A 22,980-nucleotide genomic window follows, 5' to 3' on the forward strand; every position below is an offset into this window, starting at 1 on the left:
TTATGAAAAAGACCGAAGCCGTAACTGTCGTTGTAACCGTTGCCAGCAATAAAGAGTCAAAGCGTGATGTTTTTGATTTCTTTTCCGAATACCTTGAGCACTACCGCATTGATACCTCGCATTCGATCAATGTCACGTTGGATTTTGACGACGACAGCATCACGGTTCAGTGGAAGGATAAGGAAAAAGGCCTGCGCATTGCCAAAATGGAAGACGAGGGGCGGCAAATCATGGATATGTTTATTGCCGACTACAGAATGGTTATCCTTCCGCTAATCGCATCGGAGTCCGGCTATCCAGGATTGAATACGGCGGCGTGATCCATGCCCCGCTTCATCCTCCAGTTGGAAACGGCTGCGAGGATTGAGAGCGGCATGCTCAAAATGAAATCAAACAATTTAAAGGAAACACTATGATCAAAAATGAATACGATATGCGCGGGCGGGTTATCATCACGGAAGTCAAATCCGAAACCGAAGCCACACCCTTACAGCTGCCAGAATTGAATACGGCTACGAATTCACATGTTTCCAAAGTGAGCCGTCTCGGTAACGACATCTTCCTAAAGCTCACCCAGCCAGGCCAACTGGCAACAGGCGTTGTCGCGAATGGTGAAGTGGGTATCTACATGTTCGACGATGCGATGGATGCATCAATCATCTGGCATGACAGTTCGGGCGAGCAGCGCATCGATCTGACGCACGACGACGTAAAGCGTCATTTCGGCAGCTATGCAGGTATTTTAGAAAACCCATTGTTGGCATTGAAGGTCATCAAACCAGAGATCGAACTCTAATCGCTCCCATTTTCAGAAGCTTGCCTTGCCTCCTTCCAATAATTCTGTCGGCGTTTTGAACGTGCAAGTGCCAGCCTCATACTCATGAGCAAAGGAGATTGTCATGAGTGAGAAACAGGAGGGCTACATTTACGTCCTATCGAATCCGGCAATGCCAGGACTTGTAAAAATCGGCCGAACAACACGACATCCAACAGACCGCGTTAGAGAGCTAAATTCAGCATCCGGTGTCGCGTTGCCATTTAAACTGGAATCCTCTATCCGCACCAAGTATCCGAATTGGACAGAGCGGCTGCTACACGAGGCCTTGGATCGATATCGCCTCAATCATAAGCGCGAATTCTTCCAATTGTCAGCCGACGAAGCCGTGGCCATTTGCAGGCGATGCGTTCGCATGTCGAAGGCCGAGTTTTTAAAATCTGTCGGCTACAAACCAAAGCCTCGTCGGCCAAGAATATCAATTGGTTGGCTGAAATTGGCCGTTGGAATTCCGGTTGTAGCCTTAATCTCTGATATCGCCATTGGAACGCAATTTGTGAACACCGCTTGGTTATACGGGCGTTTAATGTTCGGCGTCCTGTAATCCAAATTATCCCATATTAAGAACGACTTAAGAAAAAGCAGAAATTCCATAAGTAATCATATTGGCCATTGTTATATGTCACCTCGCTACATATAATTATAAACATGGGAGATAAAGATTTCTCGTGGCGAGGTCTGGGCTAATTCCTCGCGAACAGTTCCCTCCTCGAATTGAAGCCTCGGGGAGGGGGCGACCTTAAAGTCAACCAAACAATAAAGGGAACCGAAAACCATGTCCGATTTATTCAAGCACAAATTCCGCATCGCATACAGCAGATCGTATCTCAATGATGTCTCTTTCATGCTTAAGGGAAACACCCTACGCGTGGCATTCACAAGCATTATCAGTGGAGCGAGAGGCCTGCAGACGGCCTATGTGACGATCAATGATGTCCTCGCGGATAAGGTAAAAGCCTATATCGCAGATGAGCGCGAAGACAGCCCATACCATACTGATATCCTCAATCTCTTACAGGCAGCCGTTGGTCATGAGGTATGGCGCTTGAATAATCGCAGGAAGGCTACCGGATCTCTGGAAATCTACGAACTCGACCTTCCAACGGAGCTGACTGCGAGGCTGAATCTGATGCCGAAGTTGGACCTGTGGGTAGTCCGTGGAGGCGATAATGATTATGCAGTTATTTCAGTCCGCGACCGCTACCTCAACTGGCTGGAAGCCGAGGTTGATCTGGACAATGATCTCCAGGCACTGGATGAGCATGCGCTGGCATATATTCTAGCAGAAAAAGCGGTGGAGAAGCTCCACCGCGCTGCCGCCTAATTCAGCCATTGACGGCTTTATAATCAGGCCGTCTGTGATGTCCCTTGTCGATTGTTTCCGGATGTTTAAAGGAGGAATTTGGAAACAAGAAAGGGGTCGATAAGGGACTGCGCAATTAAATTTTACTATTATTTTCGCGTCCATATGGCCATATTCAGATTACCGACTAATAAGGCCAATATACCATGACTGATCCGACGACTATCGCATTACTAGAACTGACGACCGATATTGTATCCTCGTACGTGTCGAACAATTCTATCCAGCATTCTGAACTGCCATCCCTGATTAGTCTGGTTCATGGAAAGCTCAATGAGTTGCAAAATGGTCCTGTAGAAGTAGTCGTTGAAGGCGAGTCTCAAAAACCAGCTGTGAATCCTAAGAAGTCAGTATTCGACGACCATATTATCTGTCTCGAAGACGGGAAGAAATTTCAATCCATGAAGCGGCATTTGAAGACGGTGTACAATCTGACGCCGGATGAATACCGCACGAAATGGGGATTGCCGCGCGATTATCCGATGGTCACAAAAAATTATTCAGCGAAGCGGTCTGCAATGGCCAAGAACATGGGTCTGGGTCGCAAGCCTGGGGAAACACCAGTTGCGCAAACAAAGAAAAAGAATAGCTAAAATCGATATCAAAAATGAAAAAGGCCTGCTCAAATTGACGTTTGGGCAGGTCTTTTTCATGGTGGAGATATTAATACTGGCTGAGAATGTTACATATAGAGGGGGGTAGGGCTGTAAGCGTCCTCAACCGGTAGAATTACTATACCAAATATTTTAATTGGCGCAATTGGTATCAATCAGTCATCACTTCGATAGCGATAGGTGCATTTTCCAAGACGTCCTGCAGCATTCGGATATAAGCACGGGTCTCCGGGGTCTGCGAGGATGCGTAATGTGACAAGCTTGTCGTCAATGCATCGATATCAGCCAGATGGTTGCGAAAAGCCGTCAAAACGTCTCGAAGTTCAGCCCATTGAATAATCTGGGACTTCGGCCATTCCACGATCCCTGACGTCCGGTTGACTACCTCGAATGCGATTGCTTCTATTTGACGATCTACCGAATAATCGAGCTGCGGCGTGAAATCAAACCGAAGGCCTGCTTCAGCAACCTGCGTCACCGCTCTGCCTGTTTCTGCTTTCCAAATGGCTATCAGGGCATCCAGTGAGTCCCTGTTTGATGTCGTCATATCATCAATTGGAATCCGAATGGTTGGGGTGCTTGAGGCTGCTACTTCATTCGATTTCTGAAAGCTTACGAGCACCTGCAGTGTATCTGGCAGCAGTCGCAGGCAATAAACAGGTTCTCCCATGGCAACATATAGCTCGCCATCAATGTCGATTAGATCGGCTTCAGCTGCCTTTTCAAGTCGCTCCAACGCTGTAGCTCTGCCCGCATCGTTTACGTCTTTTAGCTCATCGACTGAAATTGACTTGAAATCGTCGGCGAATATCTCTGGGTCCCGGTAATGGAAGATCTCGAAAGTGCTATGGTATTTCACCAATGCGGTTGCCAAGCGCATATCTTCGATGACACCTGCCTGAGCGCGCAGCATACCAGCTGCTGGGCCATCTAATTTGTCGCGTATCCAGAAGCGACCATCGTAAAACTTTAATGTCTCGGAGTAGCCACCGATGGTGATCGTCAGGCCATCAAGGGTATCGATGTCGCTGACTTCCTGAATAGGAAAGGCGACCTTTTCGACGATCTTATGCGACGTTGCACGGCGAGCATGGCTCGTTTTCCCGGTTATTTCATATGCCAGCTGCAGTTGATGGATCGCCATGATTCAGGTGTTCTCGATTTCATTTTTATCAAAGATACACGATTCCGCCGACATCACAAAAAGCGACTGTGAATTTCAATCTAACACAAATGCAAAAGGGCATAATATTCAGTCGTCTTTGTGCTTGTATTATTCTCCGCCGACAGCATATTATTGATTCAGAAAGGAAAAACCCCCGCTTTCATCGCCCCTGGCAGGGCTCGGCGGAGGTTCAAGCAACAGAACAATGATCAGCTTAACATTAGAGATCGTCAACAACAGATGCTTCGAAATCTCGAAGACAAATCGTCATGGCGACCATGCATCGGATCATAACTTCCATACCAGTTCATCTCGTCAACAAAACACCCCACATAATAATTTTCAAAAAGCTCGTTTCAGCGGCGTCAAAACACCATCATCGTCGCCGGCGACATTCATGAAGCGTTTTCAAGAGGACATTATCCGTTCCAATTTGGCGAAGGCCTGCAAGCAAGCCCGTCGCAAGAATTCAAATCGTGAGGTCTCCCCAGAGGCCGAATATTTCATCGAGCAATCCCGTATCCAGCGCGAGCTGATCAAGGAACGTCTCGAAAACGGATATGACCGCCGTGGTTGGAAGGAACTGTCAGGTCACCAGGTTGCGCCAGTTTCTGAAATGGGCCTCCGCTCTCAGACATTGAATTCCCAAGCTGCCAAGCTATTCGTCGCCGCTGTGCCAAAGGGCAAGGATCTCCGCTCCAATTGGGGGAAGGGCGCTCTGGCAAAGATTGGCGTCAAACTTCTCTCCCTCGACGAGCCATATGTAGAAGGAAATCGCAAATTCCTGTCATTTATCCGCATCGACACAGATCGCGTGTGGGATTCATTTGAGCAATGCGTCGATTTCTTCCGCCAGTTGGCACACGATGGCAAGATAGCCAGCGAACCGCATTTTCTTGTCGGCCTACGACTGCCTAATGGCCAATACGTTCGCCCGCATGCGGTCTGGATGTTGCCATACAGGTCAGCGGTGTGGCACGAACCAGCAAAAGCCGGATTCAACCGCGCACCTGTGGATCTCTTTCATTCTGTCTATTACGGTTTGTGCAATGCCCTTTTGGACGCCGGAGCTGATGCAGGTGCCCCAGCTGCATCTCAACAGGTTAAGAACCCGCTCTCACCAGAGTGGTTTACGGTATGCCCACAGGACTCCCATTTTCCTGATCTCAGTGAGCACGCTGAATATTTGGAACTCGGCCACAACCGTGAAAACTTGACCCGTCGTTCGGCTGCCGTGCAGTCCGGCATGGACATCGAGCAGTCCAACGGTCTTTTCAATTATCTCCAGAAAGCCGCCTACAGCATCATGAGCATCTGGCATTTCGCGGGCGATCCCGAATTCGCTCGCAATCGTTCTGAAGGCCGACTGGGTGCCATTAGCGACCGTTTACATATCGAACTGGAACGCGCGGTTGCCCAATCCGATCATCGGCCATCGAAGAAGGACGGCAATGTTCAATACCTGATTGCCAGTGTTGCCAATTATGCTGTGTCGAAATGGAATCCCGATAAGCTGGACAAGGCAGGACGAAACAAAGGCGCAGCACTTCATCTCGTACAGGGAATGAAGTCGGTCACTGATCGTATGGCTGCAGGTGGTAAGTATGCAGCTCAAAAGAATTCAGACCGCGTGGTCGATGCGATAACGACTTCTATCCAGAAATTGACAGCAGACGGTGTCGAACTAACGAAGTCGACGGTTGCCCGTATGGCCGCTGTTTCCCGCAGTTCTGTTCAAAAACATTGGGATCATGCCATAGCCTTGGTTCAACGTGCCAACGTCTGCCTAAAACAGGGTATGATAAAAAGCTTATCCCATAACACGGATATGTTTAAGAACCAGAATATCCCACAGCGTTCCAACATTCAGCCACCAGTGGTGGCCAACCATGCCAGTGAGGCAGTCGATATCAAAGGTAAACCGGAGCCGTCCAACCAGATCGAGGTCAGGAAAACCCACAGAAGCAGTGCAACGGCAACCAAAATCCGAAATCATGAACTCGATGTCATCGACAGGTCGGACAACGATGGAATGCCTGTTACCAGACCAGGGAAGCGGTTTTTCCAGATGCATCGGGAGGTTGCTGAAACCGTATCTGCAAAACTGATGTTGAGATAGAGTGTTGCCGGATTGGAGAATTAAACCGTCTCGGATTTGAACATCAAAATCTGGAATCCCTTATTGGGATAAGGCTCGCCAGATAATTGTAACAGAATACGTGCTTTGTGGCCTTAGAGATGAATTTTAAATCGCGGTATTGATCGGATCCTGGGAGTTTTAGTAGCAACGGCATACACCGTCCACGTGCAGTAAAACCGTTGGATCGGAAACTGGCTTACGAACCTCCAGATTTAATTGAAAGCCATCCACAGATACAGTCAAACCGGTATGTTTTCCTAGAAATTGGGTGCTGTGAACAATAGCAAGAGCTCCTTTTCCATCGGAAGATATTTGTATTTGTTCAGGTCTGAGGAAAACGGTCGCAGCAGTCCCATCAGAAACAGTATTTTCGGCGATTGGTATACGGCCCAATACCGTTTCGGCATGATCTCCCCATATTTTCCCTTCCAGGAATATGGCGTTCCCTGTCAACAATGCGGCCTCTCGGCTGGCGGGCTTCCAGTACACTTCTTCAGGACTTCCGCATTGCAGCACTCTTCCTCTTTGCATGACTGCGACGCGGTCAGCCGCTGAAAAAGCCTCAGCTGGGTCGTGTGTAACCAGAAGGGTTGTCGTACCTAAATTTCGAAGTAAATCCATTACTTCGGCGCTCATACGACGACGCAATTCGATATCCAGCGCACTGAAGGGCTCATCAAGCAAAATAAGTGACGGCCGGGGAGCGAGCGCTCGTGCTAACGCTACACGTTGTTGTTGCCCCCCGGAAAGTTGGCGGGGATACTTATCTGCAGAATCCTCAAGGCCTATCAGATGAAGCATTTCCTTGGTTCTTGCGATCCTCTCTGTCCCTTTCCTCACCCCGTATCCGATATTTCCCGCAACCGTCAGATGTGGGAATAGTGAGCCCTCTTGCGGGACATAACCGACATGACGGTTTTCGGCAGGGACAAATCTGTCCGATGAATCCACTACGACGGGACCAATCGATATATTCCCCTCATCTGGCCGCTCAAAACCAGCAATAAGACGCAAGAGCGTCGTCTTCCCACAACCAGATGGCCCAAGCAGTGCCATTGTTTCTCCAACGCGGACATCGAGGCTAACGCCCTCAAGCACAACGTTGTCGAGAAAAGTTTTTGTAACAGAGCACAGATGAATATTAGTCATTGGCCTTCGTAGATATCCATACTTTTACGCGCAAACATATAAACTGGGAAAGCTGACACTAAAACCAGCAGGGCAGCGAATGGGGCCGCTGCAGCGTACTCTCCGTCATTTGCGTGCGACCAGACTTCAGTTGCAAGCGTCGTCGTACCTGTTGGAGCCAGCATCAGAGTCGCCGTCAGTTCTCGCATGACTTCAAGAACCATGAGCGCTAGCGCGGCACCGATACCGGGAAGAATATTTGGCAGAGTAATTGACAAAAAGACCGCCAAAGGGCCTCTTCCCAACCCTCGCGCGAGTTCTTCCATTCGAGGCGGCACCAGTTCAATCGAAGCACGCAAAGCTGATTGTGCAAGCGGCAAAAACAGCATTGCGTAAGCGGCAAAGAGGACAATTACTGTCTGATAGAGCGGGCGCACAAAGTGTATGGACAAGAAAACAAGAGCCAGAGCGATAACGATACCTGGCAAACCATGCAAGACATAGGGCAAGCGGTCAGGCAGATCAGAAAGCCACCCTTTGTAACGTATGGAAGCAAAAACGAGCGGGAGCGCAAAAAGCAGGATGATAAATGCGCCCGGAATAGACAAGCTTAAAGAGCCGTAGATGGCGGGAAGCACCTCAGATATTCCCTCTCCCCGTGAATGCCCTACGACAAGCCAATAGCAAAGCATAACCAAGGGCACACCGAGCGCTAATGTGGAAAGCAGGCAGAAAAATGCCACCGCAGGCAACCTGAACGGCCCCAAAGATCGAATGGGTAATTTGCGGGTACTTCCCTTACCTGTGCGAGCGACCCGAATTTGTCCACGCAGTCGCATTTCACCCCACACAGCGGGCATCGCGAGTAATAGCAGCACACCGGACTGTAAGGCTGCTGACGCATTATCGAATTGCAGCTCATAAGACGCGAATATTGCGGTCGTGAATGTCTGAACACGCAGAAGCGAGAGAGCTCCAAATTCTGCAAACATATGAGTCAGTACAAGTAAGGCTCCTGCACCCAACGCAGGCTTTGCTTGTGGTAAAATCACCTTGAGAAAGGTTTGCCAGGATCCATAACCTAGCGAGCGTGAAACGTCCTCCAAAGCGGGATCCATACCACGGAGGCTGGCACTGACAGGCAAAAACACAAGGGGATAAACAGAGATCGTCAGAATAAAGATGGCCCCCGGCAAACTCTCGAATATAGCGTTGACAGACGACCAGGCATAACTTGCGACGAAAGCTGGAACAGCAAGAGGAAGGCTAACACCGATACGCCACCAATGCCGTCCGGGTAAGTCGCATCGTTCTATACACCAGGCAGCCAGTGTTCCGACAAGACAAGCTCCTGTCGTAACTCCCAAACCAAGAAGCAGGGTGTTCACAAGAAGGAGCAGGATACGTTCGCGAAACAATTCTGCAATAATATTGGCTGGTCCCGCCTGCCAGGACCGGATCACAACATAGAGTAAAGGCAAGCACAAAAGCAGAAATGCAACCAGAACCGCAACGACAAGCAACAACGGGGGCGTTTGCCCCCGTCTCACGCTCCTGAACTTAGCAATCAAGCCAGGCCAGCCTCACGCTCAAGGACTAGGGCGTCGGCGGCATCCCCCAGATCGGCTGGCGTTACATCTGGAGGGGATAGTTCCTCAAAAGGTTTCAAAGCGTATGGCGACTTCACCCCTTCACGAACCGGATATTCTGCCACAGAACCCGCGATAGCTTCCTGACCTGCTTCACTAACCATGAAGGCGAGGAACTTCGCAGCGTTATCCTGGTTCTTACTCGATTTCAAAATACCTGCTGCCGATACTGTGAGAAGCGCGCCGGGATCTTTTTCTCCAAAATAGAACAGCGCTGACTTCATTTTGTCATCACCAACTTCTTTGGCGACATTAAACCAGTAGTAGTTGTTAATAAGTGCCGCTGGAATTTCACCAGCTTCCACCGCCTTCATTGCGGCCCCGTTGCCGTTATAAGGACGACCATAGGCCTTCAATCCCTTGAGCCACTTCAAAGCTGTTTCCCGGCCTTTCAGCTTCTCAATTGCGATAATCTGTTCCTGAAAGGCCCCGCTTGTCGGCACGTAAGCTATTTTGTCTTTCCAGGCTTCGGTTGCGAAATCGAGAACCGATGCTGGAAAGTCGCTCTCCTTCACCAGTTCTTTGTTATAGGCAACAACGCGGGAACGCATGCTGGCTCCCAACCATGTACCATCTTTCGCAACATACCTCGCCGGGATCTGCTTGAGTGTTTCATCCGCCAGCGTGCTGAGAAGCCCTTTTTCGGCCAACGCTACAACAGGCGGGCTCTCCTCTGCATAAAAAATATCCGCCGGAGAAACGTCACCTTCCTCAATGATCTGATTAGCGAGCTGACTACTGCTGCCTTTGCGAACATCGACTTTGATGCCAGTAGCCTTGGTGAAGGCTTCAACGAGCGCCGCTGTCGTTTGCTTATGTTGGCCATTGTACAAAACGAGCGTTGCTCCATCAGATGCCACTGCCGATTGAATGCCGACATGACCAACAGTAAGAGCTGCCGCCGTCAGCGCGCTGACCTTCAGGAACTGTCTTCGATCAATCTGTCTCATTACAGGCTCTCCTCTGCTATAACATTAATCACGTTGAACCTGTGTAGGCTCGACAAGAATTCTTCTGCAAGAGCAAAGATTTAGATCAATTCTAAAGCTTAGCTGGCTCGCCATCCCTTAGCCGCTCTAACATGATGAAAAAAGTAATGTTTTTCGCAGCGGGCGTAGGCGCGTAAAGAAATTTGTGGCATTTTCTTCACAGAATTGTGACAGTACCGCTATATCCAGATGGAGAAATTCCTTTTGCTAACAACAGTGATCAACTGGATGGGGATAAAAGATGTTATGGATGGTTGGAAAAAAGATTTGAATATTGAATAGCCCGTGGAGACTTGTTTGACCGACGAAACCTATCCAGCCATCTCGTCCGTCAACCGGACAACCTCGTAACATCTGAAGTCATCCGGCCGTTTTCATTTTCATGCAGCACGATATTCCCTTGGCAACGAGTTCATCACGGGTTTAGCTGGGCCTGATCCTCTTTTGAAACCGTCGATCCAAACCCTTTTACGCAATTTGCGATCTGGACCATATGCCTGCATTCTCCAGAATCCATCGACCGTATGGGCGCAATTCTTACGCTGACGATCCTGGTACTTAATGCCCGAAATGCGATTACGGATCTGTCGGATGCGTGCCTCACCGAGTGCTGGCAGAGCGACGACATTGAAGATCGAATCCGCCATTGGCATTTCACCGATGCGATCACCATGTGCAACATATTCCGCCATTGCTTCCGTTGGCAGCGGACCATTGTTTGCAGCGGCTGGATGTCTGTCGAAATTCGGCAGAGCAGGCGCTGCATGCTGTTTAAGTGTTGACCAGTTGGCAATTGTCATCGATGCAAGCCGTTCAAGGTCAGCAAAGGCACTGTAGTCGATCTTCTTGCGATTGATTGGCCTGCTCGCGTCGGCAATCATCCAAAGATCCGGTGCCCAGACATCATCGTATAGTATGTTAGTTGGATGTCTGTTGTGGTGGCCTTCAAGCCATGCGAACAACCAGCCTTTGTTGGTGCCAGGGCGTGTCAGAATGGCGCTGAAATGAACGTGTTTAACACCTCCCGTGATGAAAAGCGCACGCACCTGAAAAACATTGCCAGGCATCATGAACACATGATCTGCAAGGTCCAGATAGATTCTGGAATGTGTATTGATGACCTCTTTTGCCCGTTCTTCGATCTCGTGATCATATGCATAGACATTGTAGTCGGGCGTATCAGCGACAGCTACGGCGAGAGGCGGTCTGGCAAGTTCGAGATCGGCCCCACTGAATGGCGCTAATTTATCAACCAGGTATAAGTAGTCTTCATTCATTGCCTGCCTGACTGATAAATCCGGATCGTTCACGATGATATAAGCTTGTCCAACAAGAACACGGATACATTCCGCAGGTGACGCGTAAGGATTCTTGCCATTGCCAATCAGATGACGGTTCTCGATTTCCATCGCGTTTTTAGCAAACCAGTCAAGCCAGTATCTGCTCATTTCAATTCTCCATCTTTTTGTAAGGCACAGCTCCCCTGTTGCGAGGGCATACCGCTGCCTGAATCGTTTCCTTGTGTAGGGGTCAGGCGGCCAGTTACAGGCCGCCTGAGGTTTCGGACTTTGCCCTATTAGCAGCCGTAGCTACCAATTCGGATTTTCATATTAAAAACGTCTTATATCGGGTTGTTCGCCGTAGGTAGGCGGAAAATCCCTGACGTCAAAGACGCAAACGATATGAATTCGTCTGCGTCGATCCGGCGTTGAATTGTTAGAAATCACGGCCTTGGAGCGGCCGCCAAGCTCAGTTCAGCAGAGCTATATGTTACCGTGAAACCCTATATACTTCAAACAGATATAGCTATTATCGTGACGTGTTTGACGCCCGATATGCATGCTATGCTGTTGAAGTTTGGGGTGGTGTTCACGATCTTTCTCCTTGTTTGTAAAGCCCGTATACGATGTAGTTTTCAGCTTGTCTAGATCATAAATGCAAAAGCGTAAAAATATCCGTTGGTTTAATGCAAGCCGCTGGCTGACACTCAGGAATAACCGAAATTTAAGGAGCCGACATGAAAAGTCAGATTGACCTGAACAAATACGATTCCGTGCTACGGTGCGCAGCACTTATCAGCCATTATGAAGGCATCGAGGACAAACCGAAAAACCATCGGGCATTCTGGCGGGATCTGTCGACCTTTTGGCCGACCTTCGACAACATCAATCACGATGCCATTCAAAATCTGATGCTAAATACGCTTTACCGCCACGCTTATCTGACAAAGGCCTGTCAACGGGATCTGGATGCGCTGTTTCCCAGTGAGGACGTGCTGGAAATCTATCGTGGGCAAAACGACCACCGTTGCGGTCGAAATTACGTATCCGGGTTGGCATGGACGACTGACATCAATGTTGCCGAAAAATTCGCACGCATTGGAATTCGCGGGGTTACCGTAGGTACGCCCTATATCCTGAAGGCATTCGTCAATAAGCGTGACATCGCGATGGCCTTCACAGAACGTGGTGAAAGCGAAGTTGTGATGTTTGACATGGACATGGATGTCGAGACGGTGGAGCTGATTGGCTGAATGGTGCGTGTAGTGATGTTAGAATCCTACGCCCGGTGCTGCAGGGTTTGAATGTCTAAACCCCATTGATTAAAAACATGGGTTACGTCAGCTATTCTGGCAAATCCGTAAGCTGGCGACCACTAAATCCGGGGATTGAGCAACGTGGGATTAAAACGTTGTCCCATCATTTTTACCAATAATTCTGTCGGCGGAAAACGGTCGAATTTGCAACTTGGGAAATCGACAGCTACCATAATTGCAGTACACAGGGTTTTAAGAATACACCAATGTGTATCGGCAGCGCAGTCGGCGGTCGTGCCGCTTAAAACAACACCGACAGTCGGGTTGGTAGCTCCTTTATTACCAGACCCGAACGCTCGTCGCATAGCGTTACGCGACACAATAAACGCTCTCCTGTTTTCGTGTTCAGGAGGGCGTTTTGGTTTTCTACTTACGGAAATGTTTAAATCCCACATCCGCTGTTTACGTGGTTTTATAAAGGCTTAAGTGTCTAAAGCCCACGTCCGTGTTTCACGGGATTCTATAAGACTTTGCTGTCCAGCCGGACATTATCGTTTCGAAATTCGAACGGATTTCACATTAAATCCATGTCGAAAACCAGTTTGGCATTCTTCGATTTCGAACTGTAGCCTTTTACATTGCAGCCATCCCAAATCGGAGCCTCGCCCGATAGAATGAGCTTTCCAGACTTTTCATTCTCGAAGAACCCATTCACATAATATGGTTGCGGCTCGCAGCCCTTCTTGAAGGCGTAAGCCATGCCTCTGGTCGGAACGCCGTGTTCCAAACTAATCGAACCCCGAAAGAGCACTGTGTTTTCGGCGATGCTTTTGTATTTTGGTTCTCTATACACGACTACACCGAGGTCCTTATCAAGCACCATCAGGCTGCCGTTGTGTCCGACGTGCTCTGTCATCTGGACGTCTCGATCTCGAAGTCTCGGATAATCGCGGTTCACGTCTATAGTTTTCGATTTCGGTAATTCAGAATACGGGAGTCCAAACGGACACAGCGTCATCCATTGCGCCATCAAACCGACACCACCGTCAGCGTTTGAGAAACCGATTTTCTTGCCAGTGGTGACATTGGTGAATTCGTAGAAGCGGTTGAAGTCCTTGCCCCGGTTCAGACCTGTCCATTTAACTTTCATGCCGTTGGGGTCGGTCATTGTGCCTGCAGCGCAGTCAGCCGAGGCCTTATAAACGGTGTCCAGATCGCCAGAGTTGTCGGACACGCAGTTCTTCTTCCCTGGATACCAGTTTTCGCACCAGTTCTTGATGTCGTCGACAGTCGATTGCGCCTCGACGTAGGCAGCTTCGGTGCCAAAACCGGACGACTTGATGATCTGATAATCAGGGCCTTTGCCATCAATTGGGAAAGTATCGGCTTTTGCCATTGAGAGGAGGGATGAACAGGCTGCTCCAACCATCAACAATATCGACGTCGCCAATATCGCACGCTTTGATGCCATTCCCCAACTCCCCTTAATAACTAATTCCCCATCGACACTAATAGTCGCTTGCAAACATGATTGATAGCACTCGCTGCGTGATTTTCGCGTTTTCTGGCGCTTCGGAAGCATATTTGTAATCCAGATCGTAGTAGTCGATTTTCCATAGGAATTTCTGGCCATCGACAACGACCTGGCCGAAGTCATGCTCCGAATATGGGTCGTCCTTGTCGCCAGTAACGATTTTCTGTTTACGAACAGCCGTCACTACTTTCTGACGAAAACCGTCATCTTCCATTTGCGCCAGACCACCTACAACAATCACCTGGCCGCCAATGCCCTGAGTTCGCAATACGTCATTTAGTGCGCGAATAGACGCTGTTTTTTTGATTTCAGATGGGTCTAATGTCATTATTGCCAACTTCCAATAATACCATGAAAAGCAATTATGCATTATGAGGATGGAATCGAAGTGTCAACAGGAAATAGCTATTGCAAAGATATTCAGAATGGCATAACAGCAGATAACGCAATAACGCATAAAGCCAAATGAAGGAGAAAGCAGATGTCAGCAGAACATGCCACGAGGTCGAATGAACCGTATCGATTGTTTTTTATTAGGAGGAGTTTGGGTAATGGCTTCAATTCAACCTTTTAAAGTGCGGGGGCAAATTCTGTCGGCGGTTATCGGCTAATAAAATCCGCCGATGAATCCAAATAATGAAAGAAAAACGAAAATAACCGACATTTAAGCCCGTGGTTATACCTACTTCGGTAAACAATGTTTGCAGTAGAAATAAATAATAACAAATATATAATTGAATGTTAGCTAAAAAGCGCACATAATATGCCTACAAACATTACTTAAAGGAATTTCTCAATGACCTTCTACGCTAAGCAAAAGAAAACATACCCACGCACAATTAAGATCGCCAAAATCGGTCGCGAATGGATCGATGTCATCGTAATTCTCGACAAAGGGAATGCGAAAGCGAAGCTCAAGCTCGATGCCAGCACACAGACCTTGGCAGTCGGCACGACAATCTCGGCACAGATGAGCTACCTGTCTGATTTCGGCGCTTCTCCAGTGAAATACGCCGTTGCTGGCAACATGGAAATCCTGAGTGTTGATGAAAGCGCAGCCGAAAAAGATGCCGCCTCCGAAATCGCCTTCAAAGTGATGCGCAAACTGAAAATGGACAGGAAGACATCAACTCTGTCGCTTCCAAGCTTCTCGGTAGCGGAAGCCACAAACCGCCTTCTGAACGACCCGCGTCATCCAGCAACGTTCCAGGAAACTATCAAAATCGAAGGCAATGACGTCACTCTGTTTGATGTCCCTACATTGAGTAAACGGGTAGCGATCTTTGGTTTCAACGAGAAAACCCAGTTTATCCGTGCTGAATACGAATCTGAAAAGACGAAGGCAGCGCCTGCAATTTCTGCACGCAAGAGCCGCTTTTTAGCTGAGGCAAAAGGCCAAATATGGGACAGCTGTCCACATTGCGGAAATGAGCCAGTGTATTTGCCAAAACTCGTTTGCGAAAACTGCTGGTGAGGAGGCGACATGCGTTATCCAACAACCGAAGCCGAATTCGTCGAACACGAGATCAAAAGACTCTTGAAGAAGCATAAACTCTGGAAAACTGAGCTTGCGGTGATCCTGGATATGACAACCGCCAGCCTCAAAAAGTTGCCACCAGAAGCCCTGTTGGCAGCCATTGAAGGCGAAATAAGAGATCGGAAGTCTGCAAGTGTCAGCAAAAACCCGTTAACGCCAATTTTCGAGATCCTTGGCATCAAACCTGAGGCCTTCGAACTGGTGATAAATGGAAACCGTGTTAGTTACCAACCTGCCTTCAAGCGCGGTCTCATACGCGGCGATGAGGTCATCATAATCGACGACAAACGCATTTCGACATTGCGCCCTAGATCTGCCGACCGCATCAGGAAATTACTGGTAGTCGCATTAACAGGGTCTTGGAAGCCAGGAATGGCCGATACTGACATCGACGCTTGCCTGAAGGAATTCGCCGATGAAATTCGACGACTGCAATGAATCCTTCACGAACCCACGATATCCAGCCACCAGCTGCAAACAAAGGAGAAAGCTAAATGAGCAATATTACCGCCCTCAAAGTCAACATCAGCGCTGAAGAAGCCGAAGAGCTGCGCAAGAAATCGGAGATCACGTCCCTACCAGAAGACGGCATCTATCTAATGGATGCAATCGATGAAGCAGTGAAGAAGGGCACCGTAAGCGCCGACGATATGCTGTCCGGACAGGACATGCTGATCGCTATCGCTGAGAAGCTGGAACAGGAAGGCGACAATCCTGAAGTGAGGGCTTTAATGATAGAAAACTTGAGGCTCATGTCGGACTATGCGACGACGCGTTTAGTCCCCATTGAGATTCCTTGAGTAATAAAATATCGACCCCCATGATGGGCGTTCAGGAATTCGAGAGCCCGTTATTTCCGGCCAATGGATTATCACAACCGCCTATGAGAATTTCTGTCGGCCGATAAAAATGCCCAAAATTGGATTCCATCGGCCGAAATTAAACATTTGCAAGCATAAAAATCGCATCTTCATAAAAATAATTCTATTATATTCTCTATACAGTGTCTAATTTTGTAAACATACTTCGTTTTCTAGATAACAATTTCAGAAAATAGGTATTGATTGTTAGCTAAAAGGCGAACATCGTTAATACATGAAGAACAAAGCAATCTTCTGAAGCAGCTAACAATTAAAGGAAAATATAATGTCGAACAAAAATAATGAAATGCAGATCGATAACGTCGGGGTTGAGTTTTGGGATGGTGGAGCGTTGGCCGCAACGTTCACCGTTAATTACAACGGTCAGTGCGAAAATCTGCTTGAGTGGATTAACCTGGATAATGGCTTTCTGTGTGAAAATAGCGACGCTGCTTTCAACAACAACGACGATGGCGGCCTAAAGAGTTTTGATGTTTCTTCAGATGATGAGGAATATGACGGCGAAGCTTACGAAGACTTCAAAAGCGAGGTCATTGGTGCCGTCAACGATTACCTTCGCGAAAATCCAATTTCCATGGACGTTTTGCAACGTGCTCGTGACGTACGCGACGGCTATGACGGCGAAAAAACCTCCGAAGATGATCAGGAAGAAGTTGAATTCGACGTCGAAATTGATGGTGTAACCTATTCCATCAGCTCATCAAATGAGACCGCTTATGTCGGCGGTCAGGAAGTCGTTTGGTTGCACTTTGAAGACGATGAGCGTCGTCGTGGCGAGCTGCATGTTTGGGCAAAAGACGTTGAATATTACGGTTACGAGAAAGCGGTGACAGACCGCATTCGCGATCTCTATCATTCCAGCGCTCCAGCTTACGCTTAATGCCTCGCCCAAACCCCTTCTCCGAAGCCATATGGAAGGGGTTTTCGAGGGGCGTTCAGCTGGCTCTACAAGGCTCTCGTAGCCTTCTCCTTTATGGAAAATTAAACGACACCATAGGTGTTCTCAAATGAGAAAAATCAAAAAATGTCATAAAAATAAGGAGTTTAGCTATGACACTGAAAATCGAAAACATCCGCCCTGATTTTGACTACGGATTTGATCGCTACGACAACAGCAACAACTGGTCGAGCGGAATTCTTCGCTTCAATTTGAACGGCGAAGAAAGGTTTGAGTACCTGAACGATAATTATGAATCCGAGCTCTCTGACTTGGATGGGCGCACGCGCAAAGCTGTAAAAAATCGCCTTTCAAAATGGGTTAGCGAACACGGCGACGCGTCATTTTCAACAGAGTCCGAATATCTGGATATCGTAGCCGTTTGGCATCGCGTTGACATCGAAGAAGGCATTGAAATCGAGCTTACTGAGGAAGCAATCGAGCGATTGAATATCAGTGGTAACGGCTACGAAATCAATTCAAACGGCGTCATTTCATGGGAAGATCGCGATTTCGGCTATCAGGAAATCGACAATGGAGATGACGGTGATCGGGAGTTTCTAACTCGCTGCTACAATCTAGCAAACCCCGAAACGGCCCTCGGTGATATAGAAGACCGCCTTGAGCAGCTACGCGATGAAGCTGAGGAAGAGGCCGAAGAAGAGGCTGTTTAATTTCGAACCACTTTTCAGAGGTTCATTTGAAAAATAATCATCACGAAAACCATACTTAAAGGAGTTAAAATGGGAAAAATAATAATGGTCATCGGACTGGTGGTAGCTGGTGCATACACATTTCAAATAAAGCAGACGGCAATGAATCCGTATCAAGCTGCCATTCAAGCAGAGCAGAAGAAAGCCTATAGCCGCGATTGCCCTCGGTATTTCCAGGCGGGCATTCTTTCAAGGCTGACGACTATGAGAAAGTTCTCATGGTGCGACGATCTGAAGGAAGAAATGGATTCCAAGTAACCGCATTCGATGCGTTCAGCTTGAGCAGGATGGCCGATGCGTTTCGGTTGTACGGCATCGGCCGCTGATATCAGTTGCAGAAACCAAGGACATTAAGGAGGAACTATGCACCCAAATAAGACGACCTACATAAAACTACGGACATTGCTGGCAACCACGAACGTGCGCTTAGCAGCCTTGATCGGAGAGGACGAGCTCACAACCAAAAGCTGGGGCAACCCCTCAAACAGGCGAAGGCCACAAGATGAGCAGCTTACGCAATGCGTGGTCGAATTCTATAGACCACTGTCCGAGCTCCAGCGGTCTGTCGGCCTCAAGCCAACGACGATGGTAGCCGATTTGGAATTGCTGGCTGAGAAGCTAGTGAAGAAACTGAGAGAAGAAAAATAGGCAGCCATTACGAATTTATTGAGCCCAGAGTGGGCACTATTGATTTCGATTATGTGGATTGCATTCCCGCAGCGGAACTTGGGGGACGACATTATTTATTGAGAGGAGAGTATAATGGTATCAAACCATCATTACTACGACACTATGAGGATCATCAGGGGTAATCTGGAACAACGCGGATATCGCGGGCGAACGACGAATAAAACAGAGTTCTATCGGGCTTTTGAAGACGACCAGGAAGGCACGATCCTGGTGCGATCCGGCGGCGGACGTTTCACGTACCATTGGAGTTACCGATCCAACGGCGAAATCAGTGACAGTGGCATAACAAAGACCATTGATGATGCGATTGACGAAATCAATCTATCCCAAGCATTGGATTCAGAGATAAATTACAGGCTTTCAATTGAAGACGGTGTTGATGCTTTCATGTGAATTCCGCCGATGGAAACCAATAATAACTAATATTTCATCTGATATTGCCGTTGTATTCCAGTGATTGTAAACATTGTTTGCCAAGTAATATATTTTACATATTGTTGTATTCCATTTTAGCGCACATAATATATTCAGTTGGGAAATCGACAAACAACAGCCCAACAAAAACATTCAGGGAGTAAAACTATGGATATCTTTGAACTCAAAAAGTTAAACGATGAAATCATTGCTAAAATAGAGATGCTGTCATCTGGGATCGACAAGCTTGTAGACGACATTGATACGGAAATCTCCGACCAGGATGCATCTGGTGCCCATACACACCATGCCGCAAGCGTGCTTAGTAAGCTGGAAGCCGATTTGTTTCACCTCGACAATCTCAAAGAGAGCATCGGCAATCGTCTGGCAATTTTGGGTGAGACACTTGATGCTGCGAGTTATCTGAGCCTTTAACCCATAGGGCTGCCATCTAACATGGAGCTGTTACCTATCTTCTGAAGAGAAGGGAGAGGGCTCGTGCGATTGGCATCGCTACAAACCCGGAATGCACCATGGGATGCATCAAGAAGGCGCTTGCAATTGACCCCGACCGACATCAATCACATCAAATGCATGATGCCAGGGGTATCCGAACCGCTGACCTCGTTCTTCGAAAACAACGGCAACCTTTATTGCTTTGTCTCGAAGGCTGATAAGCCAAGCTTTCAGACGTCAGTTCCCGCAGCGGGATAGAGATCTACGCGTTTTACTGAAATCGACGCCATCTAGAGCCTTACAAAGTTGTCATTAAAAATGTGTTGACACTTTACCGACCGGTAAGTAACGATATCACATGGAGGAGACGATGACCCGGAAAACCACTGCTATTAAAGAGCTGCCTAAGTCTACAGATGGTGTCGCACGAGCCGACCAGGTGAGGCGTGTGATATATGAAAGGGCGTTGGAGCTTTTTGAAGCAAAGGGTTTTGCGAACACATCGATGAATGAGATCGCACGTGTATGTGGTGTCAGTAAGCCTGCGATATACCACTACTTTCGCAATAAATCCCATCTGCTGGAAACCTTATACGCAGATATAACGCGCGATTTCTTTGGTGCAATCCAGGCTATTGCATTTGACGAAGGGGGGCCAGAGGAGCGCCTTCGACGCCTCATCCAGCATCAGGCGATCTACAACATAACCCATAGTCGATTTTTAACAGTGTTCTGGCGTGAACGACATTCTATTGAGGATGAAGATCGTCGGAATCTCGCTGAACGAGAACGCGAATTCGAACGTTGGGTTTTTAAGATTTTGGAAGACGGACAAAAGGCGGGCACTTTCCGTCCGTTTGACATCCGAATTACCGCTTTTGGGATACTAGGGTTGCTTTCCTCAGTGCAACGGTGGGCCCCTTATGCAGGTAAATCTGCGGAGATAGTCGCAGAGCATCTATCAGAAATGATCATCGGCGGTCTGCTGCCATTGAAAGACAAGGTCTCGTAGAAGGACGGAATAGCCTATCAAATATAGCAGTCAAATACTGCAATCAGTTCAGAGATTTAGGGAGGAAGTCGATGTCTGGAAACTATTTAGAGGGTAAAGTCGTCGTAGTGACAGGGGGAGGAAGCGGCATCGGTCAAAGCGTTGCTGATGTGTGCTCAGAGTTGGGTGCCAAAGTTGCAATTTGCGATTTGAATGTTGGATCGACATCATCCGACGACAATCGCCTCTTTTGTGAATGTGACGTTACACGACCTGAAACGATTGATAATGCGTTTGCTAAAGTGAAGGATACCTTGGGCGCGGTGGACGCTGTGGTGAATTGCGCCGGAATCTGGCGTCCTCGTAGTGATGGCCCAATTACTGCTGTTACTGATGAAACCTGGGATCAAGTCATTGCTGTTAACCTAACAGGAACCTTCAACGTTTGCAGAAGTGCGGTGCGTATAATGGAGGAACAAGGCAGGGGATCAATAGTAACTATTGCATCTGTCGTGGCAATCACAGGCTGGGAAAAGCTGAATTCTTACTCAGCCTCAAAAGGTGGCGTTCTGGCTTTGAGCCGAGCCTTAGCTGTAGAGTGTGGGCCAAAGAATATTCGTGTAAATTGCATTTGTCCCGGTGTCATCGAGACACCAATGACTGAAAAGGTTCTCGCCTATTCAAAACCCGATGTGTTGCCAATTGGGCGACTTGGTCAACCCCGCGATATAGCCCATACAGCTGCATTTTTATGCTCAGATCGCTCGGCGTTTACCACCGCATCGACGGTCGTAGTTGATGGAGGCTTCAGTGCAGCATGAGGTCGGAGGTTTACCCTTTCTTCTGAGCGATGTCGTCGCGGATAATGCGCGTTGGGTCCCGAACGAACGAGCCTTGATATTTCAGGGGCGGACCAGAAATTGGCGAGAATTTGCCGAGGACATGAAGCAGATTCAGACCGGGCTCTCATCGCTGGGAGTAACGAGAGGCAGTCGAGTCGCGGTGCTGGATCGTAACTCTGACGACTACGTGTTGTTGGGCTATGCATTGGCTGGGATGGGTGCCGTGCTGGTGCCCGTGAATATGTGGCTTCGGACTGCAGAGTTGACCTACATTCTTGGGAACTCACAGCCACTACTGTTGGTAACGAGTTTAGAATTTTTGGACGCGGCAAAGCAGGCCATAGCGCCACTAGCAGAACCTCCTCGCTTAATTTTACGAGGAAGCGTCCATGAGGGTACTATTCCTTGGCAGGAAGTGGCTGAAGGGAAAGATGGTCAGATTGTTTCCCGCCCATCTAGTTGGGATGATCCACATCTCGTTCTCTACACGTCCGGCACGACGGGTCGACCGAAGGGGGCACTGATCTCGCATCGACGAACCATTCTGGACGCTATGTCGGCATTACCGATATTCGGGATCAAAGAAAGCGAGTGCTTTTTTTGTTACATGCCACTTTTCCACACCGGAGCATGGGACTATCTGAAGCTCTATTTCATGCGTCGAGGGGCGGCAGTCATTGCCGAAAGGTTCGAAGCCGATGCAGCCGTAAGCGATCTTCAAACATATCGTTGTAATGGAATGTTTGGAGTGCCTCGAATTCTTCGAGAGATGATTGAATCGCCACTTTGGGCATCTAGCGATATGTCCTCAATGAAGCTGATTGCGTACGCAAATTACGATCCGTCAGTTTTGATTCTTCGGATTGTTGATGCTTTTCGGCAGCAGGGAGCTTCGGAAATCGGTATTGCCAATGCTTATGGGATGACTGAGGCAGGCCCCTATATATGTATTAATCCTCCAGGGGTGTCACTTAAGAAACCATTATCAATCGGCAAACCAGTACCAGGAGCGCAGGTGGCTTTACTGGATGAAAATCTCAACGAAGTACCTGTTGGTGAGTTGGGGGAGATTTGTATTCGCGGCCCTGGTCTGATGAGCGGGTATCTTAATCGTCCAGAAGCGACAGCTGAAGCTTTCGCGGGGGGCTGGTTGCATACAGGAGATATTGGAAAGGTCGACGAAGAAGGGTTCGTGCATCTGGTGGACCGCAAGAAGGATATGATCCGTACGGGCGGCGAGAACGTTTTCGCAAAAGAGGTTGAGCAGATTTTGGTCGCCCATCCTTCAGTTCAGGATTGTGCGGTTGTTGGTATGCCAGACAATGACTATGGGGAAAAAGTTGTAGCAGTCATTGTAATTGATGGCGACGCAGTACTCGATGCAGAGGACGTGAAGGGCTTTGTCCGGGAGAGGCTCGCAGGGTTTAAAACCCCACGCCAGGTTATCTTTGTTGACGAGCTGCCAAAAACACCAGCCGGAAAAATCAAAAAACATGAAGTGAAGAAAGCTATCTTGGCTGAGTGTGCTTAAGACATACCAGTTGATGAGGCGAAAACGTTAAAACA

The 22,980-nt window shown here is 48.3% G+C and carries 25 protein-coding genes; 18 read left to right on the forward strand and 7 right to left on the reverse strand.

What is annotated here, in order from left to right; all coding sequences use genetic code 11:
* Positions 1–2 precede the first annotated feature (2 nt).
* From F9K94_RS21755 to F9K94_RS21775, 5 genes are all read left to right on the forward strand, one after another.
* On the forward strand, positions 3–320 hold the full coding sequence (locus F9K94_RS21755; RefSeq protein ID WP_151648488.1) for a hypothetical protein: 318 nt from the start codon (positions 3–5) through the stop codon (positions 318–320).
* A gap of 92 nt (positions 321–412) precedes the next feature.
* Entirely contained in the window at positions 413–796 is a 384-nt protein-coding gene (locus F9K94_RS21760; protein WP_151648490.1) for a hypothetical protein, read from the forward strand.
* A gap of 103 nt (positions 797–899) precedes the next feature.
* Positions 900–1,379 (forward strand): GIY-YIG nuclease family protein, encoded by a 480-nt coding sequence (locus tag F9K94_RS21765; protein WP_151648492.1) that lies wholly within the window; start codon positions 900–902, stop codon positions 1,377–1,379.
* A 231-nt stretch (positions 1,380–1,610) separates the two neighbouring features.
* Entirely contained in the window at positions 1,611–2,159 is a 549-nt protein-coding gene (locus F9K94_RS21770; RefSeq protein WP_151648494.1) for a hypothetical protein, read from the forward strand.
* A gap of 185 nt (positions 2,160–2,344) precedes the next feature.
* Positions 2,345–2,791: a MucR family transcriptional regulator gene (locus tag F9K94_RS21775; protein WP_151648496.1), complete on the forward strand. Its 447-nt coding sequence runs from the start codon at positions 2,345–2,347 to the stop codon at positions 2,789–2,791.
* Positions 2,792–2,963: 172 nt separating this feature from the next.
* Here F9K94_RS21775 and F9K94_RS21780 read toward each other — a convergent pair whose 3' ends face one another.
* Complete coding sequence (locus tag F9K94_RS21780) at positions 2,964–3,956, reverse strand: hypothetical protein (protein WP_151648498.1); 993 nt, start codon at positions 3,954–3,956, stop codon at positions 2,964–2,966.
* A 226-nt stretch (positions 3,957–4,182) separates the two neighbouring features.
* Between F9K94_RS21780 and F9K94_RS21785 the strand changes: the two genes are divergently transcribed.
* Positions 4,183–6,096, forward strand: coding sequence for a hypothetical protein (locus F9K94_RS21785; protein ID WP_151648500.1), 1,914 nt, complete (start codon positions 4,183–4,185; stop codon positions 6,094–6,096).
* A 159-nt stretch (positions 6,097–6,255) separates the two neighbouring features.
* On the opposite strand, the gene F9K94_RS21790 is transcribed toward F9K94_RS21785, so the two are convergent.
* The 4 genes from F9K94_RS21790 to F9K94_RS21805 all read right to left on the reverse strand — a co-directional run bounded on the left by F9K94_RS21790 (position 6,256) and on the right by F9K94_RS21805 (position 11,331).
* Positions 6,256–7,266, reverse strand: a complete 1,011-nt coding sequence (locus F9K94_RS21790; protein WP_151648502.1) for an ABC transporter ATP-binding protein — start codon at positions 7,264–7,266, stop codon at positions 6,256–6,258.
* Positions 7,263–8,771, reverse strand: a complete 1,509-nt coding sequence (locus tag F9K94_RS21795) for an ABC transporter permease (protein ID WP_235920667.1) — start codon at positions 8,769–8,771, stop codon at positions 7,263–7,265. Before F9K94_RS21795 ends, F9K94_RS21790 begins: the two co-directional genes overlap by 4 nt.
* 41 nt (positions 8,772–8,812) lie before the next feature.
* Positions 8,813–9,844: an iron ABC transporter substrate-binding protein gene (locus F9K94_RS21800; protein ID WP_151648506.1), complete on the reverse strand. Its 1,032-nt coding sequence runs from the start codon at positions 9,842–9,844 to the stop codon at positions 8,813–8,815.
* A 419-nt stretch (positions 9,845–10,263) separates the two neighbouring features.
* The gene (locus F9K94_RS21805) at positions 10,264–11,331 is read right to left on the reverse strand and encodes a hypothetical protein (RefSeq protein ID WP_151648508.1); all 1,068 of its coding nucleotides are present in this window, start codon (positions 11,329–11,331) and stop codon (positions 10,264–10,266) included.
* A 569-nt stretch (positions 11,332–11,900) separates the two neighbouring features.
* Between F9K94_RS21805 and F9K94_RS21810 the strand changes: the two genes are divergently transcribed.
* Positions 11,901–12,416, forward strand: a complete 516-nt coding sequence (locus F9K94_RS21810) for a hypothetical protein (RefSeq protein ID WP_151648510.1) — start codon at positions 11,901–11,903, stop codon at positions 12,414–12,416.
* A gap of 577 nt (positions 12,417–12,993) precedes the next feature.
* On the opposite strand, the gene F9K94_RS21815 is transcribed toward F9K94_RS21810, so the two are convergent.
* Positions 12,994–13,890, reverse strand: a complete 897-nt coding sequence (locus F9K94_RS21815; protein WP_151648512.1) for a hypothetical protein — start codon at positions 13,888–13,890, stop codon at positions 12,994–12,996.
* 37 nt (positions 13,891–13,927) lie between these two features.
* Positions 13,928–14,281, reverse strand: coding sequence for a DUF3768 domain-containing protein (locus F9K94_RS21820; RefSeq protein WP_192799558.1), 354 nt, complete (start codon positions 14,279–14,281; stop codon positions 13,928–13,930).
* 468 nt (positions 14,282–14,749) lie between these two features.
* On the opposite strand from F9K94_RS21820, the gene F9K94_RS21825 reads away from it, so the two are divergent.
* From F9K94_RS21825 to F9K94_RS21875, 11 genes are all read left to right on the forward strand, one after another.
* Entirely contained in the window at positions 14,750–15,427 is a 678-nt protein-coding gene (locus tag F9K94_RS21825; protein WP_151648516.1) for a hypothetical protein, read from the forward strand.
* 9 nt (positions 15,428–15,436) lie between these two features.
* Positions 15,437–15,928 carry a hypothetical protein gene (locus F9K94_RS21830; RefSeq protein ID WP_151648518.1) on the forward strand — a complete coding sequence of 164 codons (492 nt, stop codon included), beginning with the start codon at positions 15,437–15,439 and terminating at the stop codon, positions 15,926–15,928.
* A gap of 56 nt (positions 15,929–15,984) precedes the next feature.
* Positions 15,985–16,290: a hypothetical protein gene (locus F9K94_RS21835; RefSeq protein ID WP_151648520.1), complete on the forward strand. Its 306-nt coding sequence runs from the start codon at positions 15,985–15,987 to the stop codon at positions 16,288–16,290.
* 346 nt (positions 16,291–16,636) lie between these two features.
* Positions 16,637–17,251, forward strand: coding sequence for a hypothetical protein (locus F9K94_RS21840; RefSeq protein ID WP_151648522.1), 615 nt, complete (start codon positions 16,637–16,639; stop codon positions 17,249–17,251).
* A 170-nt stretch (positions 17,252–17,421) separates the two neighbouring features.
* Positions 17,422–17,982: a hypothetical protein gene (locus tag F9K94_RS21845; protein ID WP_151648524.1), complete on the forward strand. Its 561-nt coding sequence runs from the start codon at positions 17,422–17,424 to the stop codon at positions 17,980–17,982.
* A 69-nt stretch (positions 17,983–18,051) separates the two neighbouring features.
* A complete protein-coding gene (locus F9K94_RS21850) occupies positions 18,052–18,279 on the forward strand; it encodes a hypothetical protein (RefSeq protein WP_210250260.1) in 228 nt (75 codons plus the stop codon).
* A 504-nt stretch (positions 18,280–18,783) separates the two neighbouring features.
* The gene (locus F9K94_RS21855; RefSeq protein WP_151648529.1) at positions 18,784–19,104 is read left to right on the forward strand and encodes a hypothetical protein; all 321 of its coding nucleotides are present in this window, start codon (positions 18,784–18,786) and stop codon (positions 19,102–19,104) included.
* A gap of 189 nt (positions 19,105–19,293) precedes the next feature.
* Complete coding sequence (locus tag F9K94_RS21860) at positions 19,294–19,560, forward strand: hypothetical protein (RefSeq protein ID WP_151648531.1); 267 nt, start codon at positions 19,294–19,296, stop codon at positions 19,558–19,560.
* Positions 19,561–19,951: 391 nt separating this feature from the next.
* On the forward strand, positions 19,952–20,593 hold the full coding sequence (locus F9K94_RS21865; RefSeq protein WP_151648533.1) for a TetR/AcrR family transcriptional regulator: 642 nt from the start codon (positions 19,952–19,954) through the stop codon (positions 20,591–20,593).
* A 71-nt stretch (positions 20,594–20,664) separates the two neighbouring features.
* Positions 20,665–21,393 (forward strand): SDR family NAD(P)-dependent oxidoreductase, encoded by a 729-nt coding sequence (locus F9K94_RS21870; protein WP_151648535.1) that lies wholly within the window; start codon positions 20,665–20,667, stop codon positions 21,391–21,393.
* On the forward strand, positions 21,383–22,945 hold the full coding sequence (locus F9K94_RS21875; protein WP_151648537.1) for a class I adenylate-forming enzyme family protein: 1,563 nt from the start codon (positions 21,383–21,385) through the stop codon (positions 22,943–22,945). Before F9K94_RS21870 ends, F9K94_RS21875 begins: the two co-directional genes overlap by 11 nt.
* The last annotated feature ends 35 nt before the right edge of the window (positions 22,946–22,980 follow it).

Source organism: Brucella tritici, from assembly GCF_008932285.1.
Taxonomy (GTDB): Bacteria; Pseudomonadota; Alphaproteobacteria; order Rhizobiales; family Rhizobiaceae; genus Brucella; species Brucella tritici.